Origin of the sequence: Streptomyces venetus, assembly GCF_039540295.1 — a bacterium.
GTDB lineage: Bacteria > Actinomycetota > Actinomycetes > Streptomycetales > Streptomycetaceae > Streptomyces > Streptomyces venetus.
In genome coordinates, this window is sequence record NZ_BAABET010000008.1 from 284,365 (window position 1) to 301,886 (window position 17,522).

Annotated in this window: 15 protein-coding genes; 8 read left to right on the plus strand and 7 right to left on the minus strand. The window is 71.5% G+C overall.

What is annotated here, in order from left to right:
- The first annotated feature begins 2 nt into the window (after nucleotides 1-2).
- Genes ABEA82_RS26455 through ABEA82_RS26485 form a run of 7 tightly spaced genes read left to right on the plus strand, consistent with a single transcriptional unit; the run spans nucleotide 3 to nucleotide 7,642 of the window.
- Nucleotides 3-1,028, plus strand: a complete 1,026-nt coding sequence (locus tag ABEA82_RS26455) for an NAD-dependent epimerase/dehydratase family protein (protein ID WP_345664165.1) — start codon at nucleotides 3-5, stop codon at nucleotides 1,026-1,028.
- Between the two features lie 17 nt (nucleotides 1,029-1,045).
- A complete protein-coding gene (locus ABEA82_RS26460) occupies nucleotides 1,046-2,299 on the plus strand; it encodes a DUF4910 domain-containing protein (RefSeq protein WP_345664352.1) in 1,254 nt (417 codons plus the stop codon).
- Nucleotides 2,300-2,304: 5 nt separating this feature from the next.
- The gene (locus ABEA82_RS26465; RefSeq protein ID WP_345664353.1) at nucleotides 2,305-3,594 is read left to right on the plus strand and encodes an MATE family efflux transporter; all 1,290 of its coding nucleotides are present in this window, start codon (nucleotides 2,305-2,307) and stop codon (nucleotides 3,592-3,594) included.
- A complete protein-coding gene (locus tag ABEA82_RS26470; RefSeq protein ID WP_345664166.1) occupies nucleotides 3,591-4,538 on the plus strand; it encodes a glycosyltransferase family 2 protein in 948 nt (315 codons plus the stop codon). Before ABEA82_RS26465 ends, ABEA82_RS26470 begins: the two co-directional genes overlap by 4 nt.
- On the plus strand, nucleotides 4,535-5,761 hold the full coding sequence (locus ABEA82_RS26475) for a polysaccharide pyruvyl transferase family protein (RefSeq protein ID WP_345664167.1): 1,227 nt from the start codon (nucleotides 4,535-4,537) through the stop codon (nucleotides 5,759-5,761). Before ABEA82_RS26470 ends, ABEA82_RS26475 begins: the two co-directional genes overlap by 4 nt.
- Nucleotides 5,758-6,309: a dTDP-4-dehydrorhamnose 3,5-epimerase gene (gene rfbC, locus ABEA82_RS26480; RefSeq protein ID WP_345664168.1), complete on the plus strand. Its 552-nt coding sequence runs from the start codon at nucleotides 5,758-5,760 to the stop codon at nucleotides 6,307-6,309. The genes ABEA82_RS26475 and rfbC overlap by 4 nt, the downstream gene beginning before the upstream one ends.
- Before the next feature lie 7 nt (nucleotides 6,310-6,316).
- Complete coding sequence (locus ABEA82_RS26485) at nucleotides 6,317-7,642, plus strand: glutamate-1-semialdehyde 2,1-aminomutase (RefSeq protein ID WP_345664169.1); 1,326 nt, start codon at nucleotides 6,317-6,319, stop codon at nucleotides 7,640-7,642.
- 12 nt (nucleotides 7,643-7,654) lie between these two features.
- Here the strand turns inward: ABEA82_RS26485 and ABEA82_RS26490 are convergent, their stop codons facing one another.
- The 7 genes from ABEA82_RS26490 to ABEA82_RS26520 all read right to left on the minus strand — a co-directional run bounded on the left by ABEA82_RS26490 (nucleotide 7,655) and on the right by ABEA82_RS26520 (nucleotide 16,110).
- Nucleotides 7,655-8,338: a phosphatase PAP2 family protein gene (locus tag ABEA82_RS26490; RefSeq protein ID WP_345664170.1), complete on the minus strand. Its 684-nt coding sequence runs from the start codon at nucleotides 8,336-8,338 to the stop codon at nucleotides 7,655-7,657.
- A gap of 209 nt (nucleotides 8,339-8,547) precedes the next feature.
- On the minus strand, nucleotides 8,548-10,365 hold the full coding sequence (locus tag ABEA82_RS26495; RefSeq protein WP_345664171.1) for an RICIN domain-containing protein: 1,818 nt from the start codon (nucleotides 10,363-10,365) through the stop codon (nucleotides 8,548-8,550).
- Between the two features lie 69 nt (nucleotides 10,366-10,434).
- The gene (locus tag ABEA82_RS26500; protein ID WP_345664172.1) at nucleotides 10,435-12,573 is read right to left on the minus strand and encodes a beta-galactosidase; all 2,139 of its coding nucleotides are present in this window, start codon (nucleotides 12,571-12,573) and stop codon (nucleotides 10,435-10,437) included.
- Nucleotides 12,574-12,601: 28 nt separating this feature from the next.
- The gene (locus ABEA82_RS26505; protein ID WP_345664173.1) at nucleotides 12,602-13,528 is read right to left on the minus strand and encodes a carbohydrate ABC transporter permease; all 927 of its coding nucleotides are present in this window, start codon (nucleotides 13,526-13,528) and stop codon (nucleotides 12,602-12,604) included.
- Nucleotides 13,525-14,418, minus strand: a complete 894-nt coding sequence (locus ABEA82_RS26510) for a carbohydrate ABC transporter permease (RefSeq protein ID WP_345664174.1) — start codon at nucleotides 14,416-14,418, stop codon at nucleotides 13,525-13,527. The genes ABEA82_RS26505 and ABEA82_RS26510 overlap by 4 nt, the downstream gene beginning before the upstream one ends.
- 1 nt (nucleotide 14,419) lies before the next feature.
- Nucleotides 14,420-15,802 carry an ABC transporter substrate-binding protein gene (locus ABEA82_RS26515; RefSeq protein ID WP_345664175.1) on the minus strand — a complete coding sequence of 461 codons (1,383 nt, stop codon included), beginning with the start codon at nucleotides 15,800-15,802 and terminating at the stop codon, nucleotides 14,420-14,422.
- A gap of 158 nt (nucleotides 15,803-15,960) precedes the next feature.
- Complete coding sequence (locus ABEA82_RS26520) at nucleotides 15,961-16,110, minus strand: LacI family DNA-binding transcriptional regulator (protein ID WP_345664176.1); 150 nt, start codon at nucleotides 16,108-16,110, stop codon at nucleotides 15,961-15,963.
- 291 nt (nucleotides 16,111-16,401) lie between these two features.
- Here ABEA82_RS26520 and ABEA82_RS26525 point away from each other — a divergent pair, with 291 nt between their 5' ends.
- Nucleotides 16,402-17,421 carry a LacI family DNA-binding transcriptional regulator gene (locus ABEA82_RS26525; protein ID WP_345664354.1) on the plus strand — a complete coding sequence of 340 codons (1,020 nt, stop codon included), beginning with the start codon at nucleotides 16,402-16,404 and terminating at the stop codon, nucleotides 17,419-17,421.
- The last annotated feature ends 101 nt before the right edge of the window (nucleotides 17,422-17,522 follow it).

Sequence of the window (17,522 nt, forward strand, 5' to 3'; positions counted from 1 at the left end):
AAGTGCGCGTACTGCTGACCGGACACCAGGGATATCTGGGCACCGTGATGGCCCCGGTCCTCAAGGCCGCCGGGCACGAGGTCGTCGGCCTCGACGCCGGCCTGTTCGCCGACTGCGTGCTGGGCCCGGCGCCCGCGGACCCGCCGGGGCACCGGGTGGACCTGCGCGACGTCACGGCCGACCACGTGGCCGGGGTCGACGCCGTGATCCACCTGGCCGCGCTGTCCAACGACCCGCTCGGCTCGCTGGCGCCGGAGCTCACCTACGACATCAACCACCACGCGTCGGTCCGCCTGGCCCGGCTGGCCCGCGACGCCGGAGTACGGCGCTTCCTGTACGCGTCCACCTGCTCGGTCTACGGCGCCGCGGGCGGCGACGACCTGGTGACCGAGGACGCCCCGCTGCGCCCGGTGACGCCCTACGCGGAATCCAAGGTGCGGGTGGAGGACGACCTGCACGCCCTGGCGGACGGCGACTTCAGCCCGGTGTACATGCGCAACGCCACCGCCTTCGGCTACTCCCCCAGGCTGCGCGCCGACATCGTGCTGAACAACCTGGTGGGCCACGCGCTGCTGTCCGGCGAGGTGCTGGTGCTGTCCGACGGCACCCCTTGGCGTCCGCTGGTGCACGCCGCCGACATCGCCCGGGCCTTCACGGCCGCGCTGACCGCACCGCGCGAGACGGTGCACGACCGGGCGTTCAACATCGGCAGCGAGACCAACAACGTCACGGTCGCCGAGATCGCCGCGCAGGTCGCCGAGGCGGTGGCGGGCGCGAAGGTGAACATCACCGGGGAGAACGGCGCCGATCCGCGGTCGTACCGCGTGGACTTCTCCCGGTTCCGCACGGCGATACCCGGCTTCGACTGCGAGTGGACGGTGAAGCAGGGCGCGCTCGAACTCGCCGACGCCTACCGGAACCACGGGCTGACCCGGGAGGACTTCGAGGAGCGTTTCACCCGCCTCGCCGTGCTGCGCGCGGCGTCCGACGCCGGCGCCGTCGACGACACCCTGCGGCGGCGCCGGTGACCGAGCCCGGCAAGGAGATGCACGCGCTGGTGGAGCGGCTGTACCCGCTGTGCCGGAGCATCACCGGCGACGGGGTGCGCGCCACCCTGGAGATCGTCGGCGAGTACATCCCGCTGCGGACGCACGAGGTGCCGACCGGGACCCAGGTGCTCGACTGGACGGTGCCGCAGGAGTGGAACATCCGGGACGCCTACATCGCCGACGCCGCCGGCAACCGGGTCGTCGACTTCGCCGAGTCGAGCCTGCACGTGCTCGGCTACAGCGTGCCGGTGTCGGCGACCATGCCCCTGTCCGAGCTGCGCGCGCACCTGCACACACTGCCGGACCACCCGACCTGGGTGCCCTACCGCACCAGTTACTACAAGCCGGAATGGGGGTTCTGCCTGGCGCAGGAGACCTTGGACGCGCTGCCGGACGCCGATTACGAGGTACGGATCGACTCCACGCTCGCCGACGGCCATCTCACCTACGCCGAGTACGTGGTTCCCGGGCAGGTCCCCGACGAGGTGATCGTGTCCTGCCACGTCTGCCACCCGTCGCTGGCCAACGACAACCTGGCCGGGATCGCGGTGGCGACGTTCCTCGCCCGGGCGCTGGCGGAGGAGACGCCGTACTACACCTACCGGTTCCTGTTCGCGCCCGGCACCATCGGGGCGATCACCTGGCTGGCCCGTAACGCGGAGCGGGTGGAGCGCGTCAAGCACGGCTTGGTGCTGGCCTGCGCCGGTGACTCGGGCGCGCTGACGTACAAGCGGAGCAGGCGCGGCGACGCGGAGATCGACCGGGTGATGGGGCATGTGCTGGCCGCCTCCGAACGCCCGCACCGGGTCGACGAGTTCACGCCGTACGGCTACGACGAGCGGCAGTTCTGCTCGCCCGGGTTCAACCTCGGCGTGGGCTCGCTCAGTCGGACCCCGTACGCCGGTTACCCCGAGTACCACACCTCGGCGGACAACCCCGGCTTCGTCTCCCCGGAGGCGATGGCGGACACCCTCGCCGTCTGCCGTGAGGCGTTCGCCGTCCTGGACCGCAACCGGAGGTACCTCAACCTCAGCCCCTACGGCGAACCGCAGCTCGGGCGGCGCGGGTTGTACGACGCGCTCGGTGGGCGCAGCGACACCAAGCAGGCCCAGATGGCCATGCTCTGGGTGCTCAGCCTCTCCGACGGCGAGCACAGTCTGCTGGACGTCACCGAGCGGTCCGGGCTGCCGTTCGACACCGTCGCCGCCGCGGCCGACGCCCTGCACGGCGCCGGTCTGATCAAGGCATGACGCGGATGACCACCGAGGAGGAGAAGGCGACGGCACCGGCCGGCTCCGTCCGGCGGGGCTTCGTCGGGCGGCTGTCCTGGGGGCTGGCCGACCAGGCGGCCTCCAGCATCAGCAACTTCGCGGTGGGGATCTATGTGGCGCGCTCGCTGGGGGTGACCGCGTTCGGCGTGTTCAGCCTCGCCTGGGTGACGTACGGCGTGGTGCTGAACGTCTCCCGCGGGCTGGCCACCGATCCGCTCGTGGTGCGCTTCAGCGGTGTGTCCGACGCGTCCTGGCGGGGGGCGGTGGCCCGGTCGTCGGGTACCGCCCTCGGCGTCGGTGCCGCCATCGGCGCGGCGTGTCTGCTGGTCGGGCTCGCGCTCGGCGGGCGCGTGGGGCCCGCGTTCGCCTGTCTCGGGGTCATGCTGCCGGGGCTGCTGCTCCAGGACGCCTGGCGGTACGCGTTCTTCGCGGCGGGCACCGGGCGGAAGGCGTTCGTCAACGACGTCGTGTGGGGCGTCGCGCTCGTCCCGGCCATGGTCGTGGCGGCCCGCGTGGGCAGCGTGGCCGCCTTCGTGCTCGCCTGGGGCGCGTCCGCCACGGTGGCCGCGGCGTACGGCTGCGTCCAGTCGGGCATCCTGCCCCGGGCGGCCCGGGCACGCGCGTGGCTGCGCGAGCAACGCGACCTCGGCTACCGGTACCTGGTCGAGAACGTCAGCCTCAGCGGCGCGAGCCAGCTGCGCGCGTACGGGCTCGGCGCGATCGCCGGGGTCGGCGCGGTGGGCGCGGTCCGGGGCGCCGAGCTCCTGCTCGGCCCGTTCCTCGCCGTGCTGATGGGGCTGTCGCTGGTCACCGTCGCGGAGGCGGCACGGGTGCTGCGGCGGTCCCCGCACCGCCTCGGCGGCTTCTGCCTCCTGCTGGGAGGCGGGCAGGCCGTGGCCGCGCTGCTCTGGGGCGGGGCGCTGCTGCTGATACCGGACCGGCTCGGCGAGCTCGTGCTCGGCGACGTCTGGCACTCCGCCGCACAGCTCATCGTGCCGGTCACCCTCGGCGTGGCGGGCGCCGGCCTCGGCACCGGTGCGGCGGCCGGGCTGCGCGCGCTCGCCGCGGCCCGGCGCAGTCTGCGCTGCCAGCTCTTCGCCTCCGCCTGCTACGTCACCGGCGGGCTCGGCGGCGCGGCCCTGGCCGGCACGGTCGGCTCGGCCTGGGGCGTCGCCGCCGCGACCCTCGCCGGCTCGGCCGTGTGGTGGCTCCAGCTGCGGTCCGCCCTGCGCGAGCACCTGAAGGAACCCATCCCTGAAGTGAGGACGTCATGACCGCCCATCCCCGGCTGAGCATCGGCCTGCCCGTGTACAACGGCGAGGAGTACTTGGCCGAATCACTCGACGCCCTGCTCGGCCAGACCTTCGAGGACTTCGAGCTGGTCATCTCCGACAACGCCTCGACCGACGGAACCGAGGACATCTGCCGCAAGTACGCCGCGCAGGACTCACGCATCCGGTACGTCCGGCTGCGCCGGAACATCGGCGCCGCGCCGAACCACAACTACGTGTTCACCGAGTGCCGCGGCGAGCTGTTCAAGTGGGCCTCGCACGACGACCTCTACGCCCGGGACCTGCTGCGGCGCTGCGTCGAGGCGCTGGACGAGCGGCCGGACGTGGTCCTCGCGCACTCCGACCAGGCGGTCATCGACGGCGAAGGGCAGGTGAAGGTCCCCTACGAGTACGGACTCGCCACCGCCTCGCCGCACGCGCCGGAGCGCTTCCGCAGCTTCCTGTTCGAGCCCGGTGGCGACGACTTCTACGGGGTGATGCGTGCCGACATGCTGCGCCGGGTGAAACCGCACGACAGCTACCACCACGCGGACCGTACGTTCGTCGCCGAGATCGTCCTGCACGGGCCCTTCCACCAGGTGCCGGAGCTCTTGTACTTCCGCCGCGACCACCCCACCCGCGCCGAGCGGGCGAACCCTTCCAAGCGCTCCCGGTGCGTCAACCTGGACCCGCGCCGGGCGGGCGCGCTGCACCCGACGCCCCGGCTGCTCGCCGAGTACGTCTGGGGTTTCGCCTCGGCGATCCAGCGGGCGCCGCTGTCCGCGGCCGACCGGCGCGCCTGCTACCGCCACCTGGCCGCGTGGATGACCAGCCGGGCCCGGCCGGGCGCCGGCGAGCGGGTCGAGGACCGCGCCCCGGTCGACCCGGCCAGGCTCACCGTGTCCGTCGACGACGTCGTCGCAGGGCGCGAGGGGCGGCGGACATGAGAACTGGCGTACGTGTCGGGGTGTTCGGCCTGCTCGGCTCCGGCAACCTCGGCAACGACGGTTCACTCGAAGCCGTACTCGGCTACCTCCGTGCCGAGCATCCGGAGGCGGTCGTGGACGCGCTGTGCGGCGGGCCCGAGGTCGTCACGGCCCGGTACGGGATCCCCGCGACCCGGCTGCACTGGTACCGCGGGGAGTACCGGACCGCGTCCCGGGTGGGCTCGATCGCGGGGAAGGGGCTGGGCAAGCTCGTCGACGTGGTGCGCACCGCCGCCTGGGTGCGCCGGCACGACGTGGTGATCGTGCCGGGCATGGGCGTCCTGGAGGCCACCCTGCCGCTGCGGCCGTGGGGCTTCCCCTACTCACTGTTCCTGCTCTGCGCGACCGGCCGGCTGTTCGGCACCAAGGTCGCCCTCGTCGGGGTCGGCGCCGCCGCGATCCGCGACCGGGCGACCCGGGCCCTGGTGCGCCGGTCGGCGCGGCTGGCCGCCTACCGGTCGTACCGCGACGCCCTGTCCCGCGACGCGATGCGCCAGATGGGCGTCGACACCGCACGCGACCAGGTCCACCCGGACCTCGCGTTCGCCCTGCCGGCACCACCGGCGGGCGGGCCCTCCGGCTCGCCCGGCCTGGTCTGCGTCGGCGTCATGGACTTCCACGGCGGCAACGACGACCGTGCCCGTGCCGAGGAGATCCACCGGCGCTATCTGGACGGGACGACTCGCTTCGTCCGCGCGCTGGTCGAGGACGGCAGGCCGGTCCGGCTGCTCACCGGCGACGCGTGCGACGCGTCCGTCGTCGCCGCGATCCTCGACGCGGTGGACTCGCCGCTGGTCACCGCCGCGGAAGCCGCCTCGCTGGCCGACCTGATGAGGGAGACGGCGGCGGCCGACACGGTGGTGGCGACCCGGTACCACAACCTGGTCTGCGCGCTGAAGTCCGGAACGCCGACCCTCGCCCTCACCTACGCGGCGAAGAGTGACGCCCTCATGGACCGGATGGGCCTCGGCGCGTACTGCCATCCGGCCCGCGAGGTCGACGCCGACCGGCTGCTGGAGCAGTTCCGCGCGCTGGAGAAGCGGTCGGCTGAGCTGCGGCAGACCCTCGCCGAGCGGAACCGGCTCACCGCCCGGCAACTCCGGGACCAGTTCACCTCCTTGACGGCCGCCCTGTTCCCGGCGGACGACCACCCGAACGCCCGCACCCGGCAGGAGACTCCGTGAAGGCGACCCAAGTCCCGGCGATCGCCGGCGCGTATCTGTTCGAGCCGACGCCGTACGCCGACGAACGCGGCTTCTTCTGCCGCACCTTCGACGCCGACGTGATCCGCTCGGTGGGCCTGGACCCGGACGCCTTCGTCCAGGACAGCGTGTCCCGCTCGGTGCGGGGCGTGCTGCGCGGCCTGCACCTGCGCTCCGGCAAGGGCGAGGCCAAACTGGTGCGGTGCTCGTACGGGCGGATCTTCGACGTCGTCGTGGACCTGCGGCCGGACTCGCCGACCTACCGCGACGTGGCCTCCTTCGAGCTGTCCGGCGAGACGCAGACGACCCTGTACATCCCGGCGGGATGCGCGCACGGCTTCCAGGCGCTGACCGAGACCGCCGACACCTCGTACCGGATCGACCGCCCCCACGACCCGGCCGAGGACGTGACGATCGCCTTCGACGACCCGGAGCTCGCGATCCCCTGGCCGCTGCCGGCCACATCGATGTCCCGGCGGGACCGGGAGGCGCCGAGCCTCGCCGAGGTCCTCAAGCACATGGAGAGGTGAAGTGAGCGTGAACACCGAAGAGTTCCTCCTCCCCCGGTCGCGGGCGGCGAACGAGCGGCTGCACGCCCTGGTCCCCGGGGGCGCGCACACCTACGCCAAGGGCGACGACCAGTACCCCGAGCACCTGGCCCCGGTCATCAGCCACGGCCAGGGCGCCCACGTCTGGGACGTCGACGGCAACCGCTACGTCGAGTACGGATCGGGCCTGCGCTCGGTCAGCCTCGGCCACGCCCACCCACGCGTGACCGAGGCGGTGCGACGCGAACTCGACCGCGGCAGCAACTTCGTCCGGCCGTCCGTCGTGGAGGTCGAGGCCGCGGAACGCTTCCTGGCCACGGTGCGGACCGCCGAGATGGTGAAGTTCGCGAAGAACGGCTCCGACGCCACCACCGCCGCCGTCCGCCTCGCCCGCGCCGCCACCGGGCGCCCGCGGGTGGCCCTCTGCGCCGACCATCCGTTCTTCTCCGTCGACGACTGGTTCATCGGCACCACGCCGATGTCCGCCGGTGTTCCGGCGGCGACCAACGAGCTCACCGTGGCGTTCCCCTACGGGGACCTCGCCGCCACGGAACAGCTGCTCACCCGGTACGAGGACGAGGTCGCCTGCCTGATCCTCGAACCCGCCACCCACACCGAGCCGCCGCCCGGCTACCTCGCCGGTCTGCGCGAGCTGGCCGACCGGCACGGCTGCGTCCTGATCTTCGACGAGATGATCACCGGCTTCCGCTGGTCCGAGGCGGGCGCCCAGGGCCTGTACGGCGTCGTCCCCGACCTCTCCACGTTCGGCAAGGCGCTGGGCAACGGGTTCGCCGTCTCCGCTCTGGCGGGGCGCCGCGAGCTGATGGAGCGAGGCGGGCTGCGGCACTCCGGCGACCGGGTGTTCCTGCTGTCCACCACGCACGGTGCGGAGACCCACTCCCTGGCAGCCGCGATGGCCGTGCAGACCACCTACGAAGAGGAGGGCATCACGGCGCGGCTGCACGCCCTCGGCGAGCGGCTGGCCGCCGGTGTTCGCGACGCCGCGGCGAGCATGGGCGTCGGCGACCACGTCGTCGTCCGGGGCCGGGCCAGCAACCTGGTCTTCGCCACCCTCGACGAGAACCTCCGACCGTCACAGGAGTACCGCACACTCTTCCTGCGCCGGCTCCTCGCGGGCGGGGTGCTGGCCCCGTCGTTCGTGGTGAGCAGCGCGCTCGGCGACGCCGACATCGATCACACCGTCGATGTGGTGGCCCAGGCGTGTGCGGTGTACCGCAAGGCACTGGACGCCGCCGACCCCACTCCATGGCTGGGCGGACGACCGGTGAAGCCCGCCTTCCGCCGCTTGGCATGACGTGACGTGGCGTCAGCGGCGTTCCTCTCGACCGGCGTCGGCCGTCCGGTCGGCCCACCGGTCAGCCGTCCGGTCGACCAGCCACGCGGTCGCCGGTACCACCGCCAGCGCGGTGCACCAGCCGCCGAGGACGTCGGTCGGGTAGTGGGCTCCCAAGGCGACCTGCGCCCAGCCCATGGCGCAGCCGGCGACCAGCGCGGCGGCGAGTACGAGTGATATGCCGGCCGTCCTGCCGAGGCCGAGCCGGCCGGTCGCGAGCAGCGCCACCACGAGGGCGAGCGCGGTGAGGAAGGCGGTGTGCCCGCTCGGATAGGACAGGTTGGCGTCGCCGTGGATGGTGCGCCCCGCCAGGGGCTTGAGCAGCGTCGTCGCCCCCACGGCCGTGGCGACGCCGGCGACGACGAGCGCCGCCGCGCGAGGACGCCGCAGCAGCAGGCAGACCGTCACGGTGACCACGACCAGCGTCGCCGCCCCCACGGGCTCCCCCAGGAAGTCCGTGGCCAGAGCGATGCTCCGCCACGGCGACCGCACGCCCTCCACCGTCGGCTGGATCCAGGCGTCCACCGTGCCGGCCTCACCTGCGCCTGCGTACAGGACCCCGAGCGCGACGACCAGCAGTGCGGCGAGCGCCGCGATCAGCCCGAGCCACGCACGCAGCGACGGCGGCAGTACCCCCGTCCCACGTTCACCTACCACGATGCAGCGCCCCCCCCTGAGACCGCTCTCCCCCGACGAGCCTAACCAACAGCGCGGTCGAGGCTCCCTTGTTCCTCCGCACCGGAGACGCGGTGGATCGGGCCGGTGACCTGTGTGAGGGGCAGGCCGGTGCTCACCAACGCCGACTTCACGTGGGCGGCGCAGGCGTTCCTCGTGAGTGCGGCGGGAACCCATCGCGCCGACCCCGCTTACCTCTTCGGTGCCTGCTGGACGAGCCGCCACTCCTGGGAGCCGTCGGCCACCGCGTTCTGCAAGGTCAGCGGCGCGCCCCGGGAGGCACCGGTCAGGTACACGTCCGGGTTCTTCACCGCCTGGAACCTGTAGTAGCCGTCGGCGGTCCGGGTGACGTTCCAGCTGCCGGTGGCGCTGTCGTCGACCCACTGGCCGATGCGCCGGCCGACCGTCGCGCTGCCCTTCCAGATCGCCGCCGCGCGGCCCCCGGACTTGTTCAGCAGGGTCGTACCGCCCTGCGGTTCGGTCACCATGTGCCAGTACTGGGTGTCCTGGTTCGCCGCCGTGCCGGCGTCCTCGAGGCGGACGTCCGGGACGTCGCCGTTGCCGATGTTCGCGTCGTTGGTCTTGTTCCCCGTGCCGATCACCTGGCCGGTTCTGCGGTTCACGAGCCGGTAGTAGGCGCCGGCCGAGCGGCCGAGGTCGACCTCGGCGTGGGCGATCACCGACGTGTCCTGGTTGTTGAGGATCGCGATGCGGCCGGTGCCCCGGACGTACTGCAGGTTGCGGCTGTACCCGGCGCGTGAGGTCGTCTGGTACTCCTTCCACAGTCCGTCGCTGCGTCCGCTCTCGTTGACCCAGACGTTGCCGCTGCCCGCCGCGTTGTAGACCAGGCGCCCGTCGGGGAGCCGGATGACGACCGGGCTGCCGTTGACCGCGAGGGGCCGGGAGCCGGGGTCGACCGGCAGGGAGGTGACGGGGTTGTCCGAGGAACCGGCGTAGAACCTCAGCGGGTTGCCGGCGCGTACGTATCTGGTGTTGACGCCGCCGCCCCAGTACTCGTAGGTGAGGAGCCACTTGCCGTCGGTCGTCGGGACGACGTTCGTCATGCCGGGGCGGCCGCCGCCGATCTCCGTCTTGCCGCCGCCCATGTCCTGGGTGAGTCCGGCGACGTCGACGACGGGCTCGCTCCACTGCGCGCTGCGGCCGTTCCAGGTCTTGTGGACGAGGATCTGGCCGTGCGAGTCCGGGGCGGTGTCGTTCGCGGGGTCCGGGATCGGTACGCCGGTCGCCGGATCGAAGCCCAGATAGTCGTTCTCGTCGGAGTAGTAGCAGACGAGCTTGCCGCCGTGCACCATCAGGTACGGCTCCCAGAGCGGGTCCACCTGCTGGTGCGTGTTCGCGGCGGCGACGTTCCGGCCGACCGCGCCCGCGCTGCCGCCCTGCCAGCCGCCCGTGGCGATGACGTTGACGACCTTCCAGGTGCGGCCGTCGTCACCGCTGGAGTACAGGGCGATCGCGAGGTCCTTGCGGTCTCCGTCGTTGGACGGCGTCCAGTTCGGGTCGGCGGCCTTGTGCTCCGTGTAGTAGTGGTCGTCGCCCGACACGACGCTCGCGAGGAGCAGCGTGCCCTTCTTCAGGTTCCCGACGGTCTGCGGCAGCACGTAGAGGTACGGGTTGGTCCAGTTGCTGGTGTACTTGGCGTACCTGGGGTCCCTGGAGAGGTAGGCCGGGGCCTTGACCTCGGACAGCGGCTGCCAGGACGTGCCGTGGTCGTCGCTCCTGTAGACCGGGAGCGTCTCTCCGTCGGCGCTCCCGGTCGCCGGCACGACCGTCGCCTTCTCGAAGGCGGCGACGAGGCGGCCGCTCGGAAGCTGGGCCGACTTCGGGTAGACGGCGCAGTTGCCGCGGCCCTTCAGGCAGGGTTCGTTCCCGAGCTGGTAGAGGATGCCGCCGGTCGGGTTGTACGCCTGCGCGCTGGTCATGGGCAGCGCCAGCATGGCGGATCCGGCGACGAAAGTCCCCAGTGCTTTTCCGAGTCTGCTTCTCTGCATGGCCCCTCCTCGGGGATGTCGACGGTGATGCTCGCGAAGGCCGGATCAGGAGGCGAATCAGCGGTTGGATCAGGAGACGAGGACGCGTACGTCCCAGGCGCCGAGATCCAGCGCCGTGCCCGCGGGGACGGGCGTCCCGTCCAGGGCGTCGGAGAGGTCCACCGGGGCCCGGACGCTGGTCGGCTCCCAGCTCCAGTTGTGGACGACGTGGACGCGGCGCCCGTCGGGGGCCGTGCCTGTCGTGGCGGTGACAGATGCGGGGAGTTCATGCCAGCCGTGGCATGCGGCGGGTGCCAGCCAGGTGGCCAGTGCGCGGGCGAAGTCCCGGCCGGGGAGCGTGCCGACGTAGGTGACGCGGCCCTGCCCGTGGCGGCGGGTGGTGACGGCGGGCCAGCGACCGAAGTGCGGGTGGTCGTATGCGGCGAGCACCTCGGCGTCGGTGACGGTCAGGCCGTCGGCCCAGCGGGTCGCCGTCGCGTCCTGCGGCAGCCGCAACGGGCTGTCGGGCGCGGAGTGCACCGCGATGTCGTGCGCGAGGTTGCTGAACTCGTCGTAGGTGACGCCCGCGGCTTCGGTCAGGCGACCGGGTGCCGGTGAGAGGCGGGCACGGGCCTCGTGGTCGGCGTATCCGGTGCGTGGGCCGAGGACCAGGTGGCCGCCCGCCTCGGCATAGGCGGCGAGCCAGTCGAGGGTCTCGTCCGCGGCGATGTACAACCCCGGTACGACCAGCACGGGATGGCGGCGTGCGCCGTCCGCCGGAGTCATCCCCTCGCGCTCACCGAGCGGGTCGTGCAGTTGCCGTGCGTGCACGATCCGCACCTGGCGGCCTGCCTCGAAGGCGCCACGGTAGAAGGGGTCGAAGATGCGGTGGTACGCGGCGGGGTCGGGGGTGCCGTCCGCGGTCGCGAGGGGTGGGTGCTGCTGCATGAGCCACTTGCTCGGGGTCGAGTGGACCATCGTGAGGTCGGCGTCCGGCCGGAGTCCCGCCACGAGCGGCCCGGCCTTCCCGAACTCGGCTCCCAGTCGGGCGAGTTCGGCGTAGGCACGACCGGGCGTCCCGGTGTGCGGCAGGACACCGCCCCAGTACGTCTCGGCGCCGAAGCGCAGCGTCTGCCACTGCCAGTACTCGATCATCCTCGCGCCGCGCGCCACGTGCGCCCAGGCGGTCTGCCGCCACTGGCCGTCGTAGGCGGGCCGGTTGTCCCAGGCGAAGCCGATGGAGCTCGCGTTGGTCTCGGTGACCAGGAACGGCTCCTGGCGGGAGGAGAACATCCAGTCCGCGGTCTGGTACATCGCCCAGACGCCGGTGGTCTTCCACGCCTGCTCATGGTCGTCGGGGGTGGGGTCGGGCAGCAGGAGACCGTCCTGCATGTCGTAGTACGGGTTGCCGGAGGCGATGTCGAGCCGGGCGGAGAGTTCGTCGTCCTGCACACCCTGGCGGGTGTAGGAGATGCAGGTGGTGACGAACTGGCCGGGGCGGGCGTACTCGCGGACGAGGTCGGCCTGCCAGCCGATGAACTCGGTGACCTGGCGGGCCTGGAACTCCCGCCAGGCGACGTCGTACTGGGGCTGCGCGTTGCCGTCCGGGGTCCAGAGGTCGGCCCAGGTGGACAGCCGGTGGGACCAGTAGACCAGGCCCCATTCCCGGTTGAGGGTCTCCACGTCCCCGTATTTCTCGCGCACGTGGTCGGTGAAGCGCTGGAAGACGCCCTGGTTGTGGAAGAGGTGCAGGCCCGGTTCGTTGTCCACCTGCCAGCCGATGATCGCCGGGTGGTCCGCGTACCGGGCGGCGATCTTCCGGATGATCCGCTCGGCGTGGAAGCGGAAGGCGGGATGGGTGAAGTCGACCTCTTGACGGGCGCCCCAGCCGAGGCGCTGTCCGGTGGCGGTCTCCGCGGTGATCTCCGGGTACTGGCGGGCCAGCCACGGGGGTACCGCATAGGTCGGCGTGCCGAGGATGACGGCGATGCCGCGCTCGTGGGCACCGTCCAGGACCGGCTGGAGCCAGTCGAGGTCGAAGCGCCCGTTCTCCGGCTCCCAGGTCGACCAGACCGATTCGCCCACACGGATCACGGTGAAGTGCGCGTCGGCCATGAGGTCGAGGTCGGTCTTGAGCCGTTCGTCGGGCCGCGTATGGGGGTCGTAGGCGGGGGTGTACTCGTGGTAGTACGCGGCGCCGAAGAGGACGCGGGCGGGCAGCTCCGCCATGGAGGAACCTCCGGGAGAGTAGGGAGTGTCACTGCTTGACGCTTCCGGTCGCGAGGCCGCTCTGCCAGTAGCGCTGGAGCAGGAGGAAGGCGATGACGAGCGGCAGGACGGAGACCAGGGAGCCGGTCACGACCAGGGGGAGCATGTCGCCGCTCGCGCCCGCGCCGCCGTTCTGTGCCTGCTCGGCCCAGGACGAGAGGCCGACGGTGACGGGGTACAGGTTCGGGTCGTTGAGCATGATCAGCGGCAGGAAATAGTTGTTCCAGGTCGCCACCAGCGTGAACAGCAGGACGGTCACCAGGCCGGGGGCCAGCAGTCTGAGGGCGATCCGGAAGAAGATCCGCCCCTCCCCCGCCCCGTCGATGCGGGCCGCTTCCAGCAGGCTGTCCGGGACGGCGTCGGCCGCGTAGACACGCATCAGGTAGAGGCCGAAGGGGTTGACGAGCGAGGGCAGGATGACCGCCCAGGGCGTGTTGACCAACCCGACCTTGGCGAAGAGCAGATAGGTGGGGATCGCCAGCGCGGTGGCCGGGACCATGATGGCGCCGAGTACGAGGTTGAAGGCGGCCCGGTCGCCGCGGAAGCGGAACTTGGCGAAGCCGTATCCGGCGGCGGCCGCGAGCAGCGCGGCGCCGCAGGCGCTGACGACGGCGTAGACGGCCGTGTTGAGCAGCCAGTGCACGAAGACGCCGTCGTCCTGGGTGAAGGTCTCCCTGATGTTCGCCAAGAGCTGGGGGGTGCGGGAGAACCACAGGCCGAAGCTGTCGAACAGGTCCTGTGTGCTCTTGGTGGAGGCGACCAGCAGCCAGCACAGCGGGAGGAGGAAGTAGGCCAGGGCCGCCAGCATGGCGATCGTCAGCGGGGTGCTGCGGCGGCGGGCAGGGGGCCGCCGCCTCGGCTTTGAAGGTGCCCGGGCGGCCGGGGCGGCCACGGCCTTGGGCATGGTGGTCGTCACGTGGCCCTCCTGCGGTTCGCGGTCAGCAGCACGGCATAGGAGGCGATGACGATGACCAGGCCGAGGAGGAAGGACACCGTGGCCGCGTAGTTGACCTGGTTGCCGGTGAAGGCGAGGGAGTAGGCGTAGAGGTTGGCGGTGTAGGAGCTGCTGATGACGTCCGGGGCGATCTTCATCAGCAGGTTCGGCTCGTTGAACAGCTGGAAGCTGCCGATCACCGAGAACAGCAGGGTCAGCAGCAGAGCGGGCCGCAGCGCGGGGAGCTTGATCGACCAGGCGACGCGCCAGGGGCCCGCCCCGTCCATCGCTGCCGCCTCGTACAGGTCCTGCGGGACGGTCCGCAGGGCCGCGTACAGGATGATCATGTTGTAGCCGACGAACTCCCAGGTCACGATGTTCGCCAGACTGCCCAGCATCCACCCTTCGCTGAGGAAGCGCGGGGCCGGCAGGTCCAGCTCGCGGCTGAGCTGGGCGAACGGGCCGAAGTCCCGGCCGTAGAGGTAGCCCCACATGAGCGCGGCGACCACGCTCGGCACCGCGTACGGCACGAAGATGCCCAGCCGGATCACCCGCGCCAGCCGCAGCAGCCCACTGTCGAGGGCGAGGGCGAACACCAGGGCCAGCAGCAGCATCAGCGGCACCTGGATCACGAAGAACAGCGCCACACGTCCGACGCCGTGGAGCAGCAGGGGGTCCTTGAGCGCGGTGACATAGTTGTCCAGGCCGACGAAGACCGTGCCGCCGACGAGCCGTTGCTGGAAGAGACTGAGGTAGGCGGCGTAGCCGAGCGGGGCGAGGAACAGCAGCAGGAAGAGGACCAGGAACGGGGCGACGAACAGCGGCCCCGCCCGGCGCGGCCTCCTGGCCGGGCCCGCGGTGGTGGTGGCCATCTCAGGCCCCCTTGAGGGTGAAGCCCTGCTTCTCGGCGTACGTGGTGAGCCGCGACTGCCAGGCGCCCAGCGCGGCGACGGTGTCGGTCCTGCCTGCGAGGGACTTGCCGACGGTCTCGGTCCAGTCGGTCGCCGCCTGGTCGAGGAACGGCGGCCACTGGAACGAGGCGGGCACCGTGCCGCTGATGTCGGCGAAGAGCGCGTTGACCTTCTGGCCGCCGTAGAAGGCGGAGGCGCCGCCGGTGAACTCCGGGTCGGCGAGCAGGGCCTTGGTCGCCGGGAAGAAGAACTGCTTGGTGGCGAACATCCTGGCGCTGGCCGGGTCGCTGTTGAGGAACTGGGCGAACCGTGCCGCGGCGATGGGGTTCCGGGTGGACTTGACGACCGCGGTGGTGGAGCCGCCCCAGTTGCCCGAGACCGGCTTGGACGCGTCCCACTGCGGCAGCGGCGCCGCTCGCCACTTGCCCGCGGTGGACTTGGCCGAGCCGGAGAGGAAGGCGGGGCCCCAGGCCGCGGTGAGCCAGGTGGCGTACTTGCCCTTGTTGAACCCGGCGTACCACCCGTCGGTGAAGTCCGGGTCGGTGCTGATGACGCCCTCCTTCGCGAGGCGGCCCCAGTACGTGCCGAGCTTCTGGGAGACGGCGTCGTCGACGCTGATGGAGAGCGAGCTCTTGCCCGAGGTCGTGTACGGCTCGGCGCCCGCCTGCCACAGCAGACCGTGCCAGGCGGCGGGCTCGTTCGCCGCGAGATTGGTCAGGTAGACGTCGGGGTCGGCCTTGTGGAGCCTGCGCGCCGCCGCGGCGAACTCGTCCCAGGTCCTGGGCACTTGGATGCCGTGCGTGTCGAAGATGTCCTTGCGGTAGAGCATGCCCATCGGGCCGGTGTCCTGGGGGATCGCCCAGACCTCGCCGCCGGGGCCGCTCACCTGTCCCCACGTCCAGTCGACGAACCGGTCCTTCAGCGCCGAGGCTCCGTACGGGGCCAGGTTCAGCAGGCTGCCCGTGATCGTGAAGGTGGGGATCGCCTGGTACTCGATCTGCGCGAGGTCGGGTGCGCCGGTGCCGGCCTTGAGCGCGGTGCGCAGCTTGGTGTAGTGCTCGACGCCCTGGCCGGCGTTGACGACCTTGACCTTGATCGCGGGGTACTTCTTCTCGAAGAGCGCGACCTCTTGCCGGATGTCGGGGACCCAGGTCCAGAACGTCAGCTCGGTCGGCGTCTTCATCGCCTTGTCGATGTCGGCCCGGCTCACCGGCTTGGCCCGCGCGGAGGTGCCGGAGTCGCCACCGCCGCACGCGGTGAGCGCGCTGCCGAGGGACATCGCGCCGGTCACGGCGAGGAACCGCCGACGACTCATGGAGGACGTGGGATCGAGGGATCTGGGCATGGTGAACTCCCGCCGGTGGGCGAAGGGAAGGGGGGGTGTGTGAGAGGAAGGGCGAGGCACGGACGTCGCTACCGCGGCATCGAGGTCGCCCTGTCGGATCTGCGTCGTCGGATCTGCGGCGCACGCACTGCGTCGCACGCACCGCGTCGGCGCACGGGTCACGTGCCGTACGGCGGAAGTCCCATCCGGTAACCGAGCTCGCCGTTGAAAACCCGCGACACCGTCTTCTGGGAGACGCCGGCCGCGCCGGCCACGTCCGCGCCGCTCGGCGGGGCGGGGTGGCTCCCCCCTCTTCCCGTTCGGGCCATGTCGTCTCCCGGTGCTCGGCGGCTCGGCTCCTGGCCGACTCCTGGCCTGTCACGGCTGATCCGCGTGCAGATGGTCAGCGGTACGACCGCGTGATCAGCGATATGACCGCGCTGTCATGACTGCGCAGTCATATGTACGCAGTCGAACAAGGGGTGTCAATACTTCGCGCAGCACGGGCAAGGGCTCGCGGTGGGCCGACCGCGCCGGAGTCGCCGTGACTACCATGGTCATGCCGCTGAACTGCGGCGCGGGTTGAGGGATGCCTGGGAGGACTCCTGAACAAGGTCACCATCAGGGACGTCGCCGAGCTCGCCCGGGTGTCGCAGTCGTCGGTGTCGAACTACTTCCACAAGCCTCACAAGCTCTCCGAGGCCACCCGGGAGCGGATCCGGCAGGCGGTGACCGCGCTGGAGTTCGTGCCCAATGACGCGGCCCGCATCCTGCGCACCGGGGCCAGCCCGGTGGTCGGCTACCTCGCGTTCGAACTGGCCAGTGCCACGACCCCGGAGATCGCCGCGGCGATCGAGCAGCGCGTGTCCGCGCGGGGGATGTACCTGCTGATGGCCAACGACACCGGATCTCGTCAGCGGGAACGGGAGTACTTGCAGCTCTTTGAACAGCAGCGCGTCGGCGGCATCATCATCTCGCCCGTGGGCGACGTCGAGCCGGAGCTCGACCGGCTCCGGCAGCGCGGCATCGCCAGTGTGCTCAGCGCACGGCGCGCGGTGTCGCCCCGGCAGCCCTCGGTCTCGACCGACCACGTCGCCGGCAGCCGTCTCGCGGTCCGGCATCTGATCGAACTGGGCAGGCGGAAGATCGGGTTCGTCGCGTCCTCACTGGACCTGCGGCAGGTCGCCGACCGGCAGCGCGGCGCCCTGTCCGTGATCGAGAGCGTGCCCGACGCGAGCCTGGAGATCATCTCCGTCCCGGAGCGGACCGTGCAGGCGGGCATCGCCTGCGCCGACCGGCTCGCGGCACGCGACCCCGCCGACCGTCCCGACGCCCTGTTCTGCGCCAACGATCTGCTGGCCATCGGCGTGATCCAGTCCCTCGTGACCGGCGGGCAGATCCGGGTTCCCCAGGACATCGCCGTGGCCGGTTACGACGACATCGAGTTCGCCCAGTCGACGGTGGTGCCCTTGACCACGGTGCGCACACCGCACGCCCGGCTCGGCGCCGCAGCGGCCGACCTGCTCATCGACGAGATCGCCGCGCTGCGTGCTTCCGGGACGGCGCGCGAGGAACGCACGGCGCCACAGATCGAGTTCTCACCCGAGCTCGTGGTGCGCGCCTCCACCGTCGGCGCCTGAACCCAGGACCCTCGTGACCTTCGGGCACGGGGCGGTCGAGGCCGTTTGGTAAATCGATTCACTATTTACTTTCCGCCCCCTTGACTACCCCTTGAAGTGCC

What these genes read in the sequence shown, in the direction of transcription:
- ABEA82_RS26510 (WP_345664174.1), bottom strand. Translation starts at nt 14,418, where the DNA reads ATGGCCACCACCACCGCGGGCCCGGCCAGGAGGCCGCGCCGGGCGGGG.
- ABEA82_RS26515 (WP_345664175.1), bottom strand. Translation starts at nt 15,802, where the DNA reads ATGCCCAGATCCCTCGATCCCACGTCCTCCATGAGTCGTCGGCGGTTC.
- ABEA82_RS26460 (WP_345664352.1), top strand. Translation starts at nt 1,046, where the DNA reads ATGCACGCGCTGGTGGAGCGGCTGTACCCGCTGTGCCGGAGCATCACC.
- ABEA82_RS26495 (WP_345664171.1), bottom strand. Translation starts at nt 10,365, where the DNA reads ATGCAGAGAAGCAGACTCGGAAAAGCACTGGGGACTTTCGTCGCCGGA.
- ABEA82_RS26475 (WP_345664167.1), top strand. Translation starts at nt 4,535, where the DNA reads ATGAGAACTGGCGTACGTGTCGGGGTGTTCGGCCTGCTCGGCTCCGGC.
- ABEA82_RS26465 (WP_345664353.1), top strand. Translation starts at nt 2,305, where the DNA reads ATGACCACCGAGGAGGAGAAGGCGACGGCACCGGCCGGCTCCGTCCGG.
- ABEA82_RS26500 (WP_345664172.1), bottom strand. Translation starts at nt 12,573, where the DNA reads ATGGCGGAGCTGCCCGCCCGCGTCCTCTTCGGCGCCGCGTACTACCAC.
- ABEA82_RS26470 (WP_345664166.1), top strand. Translation starts at nt 3,591, where the DNA reads ATGACCGCCCATCCCCGGCTGAGCATCGGCCTGCCCGTGTACAACGGC.
- ABEA82_RS26520 (WP_345664176.1), bottom strand. Translation starts at nt 16,110, where the DNA reads ATGGCCCGAACGGGAAGAGGGGGGAGCCACCCCGCCCCGCCGAGCGGC.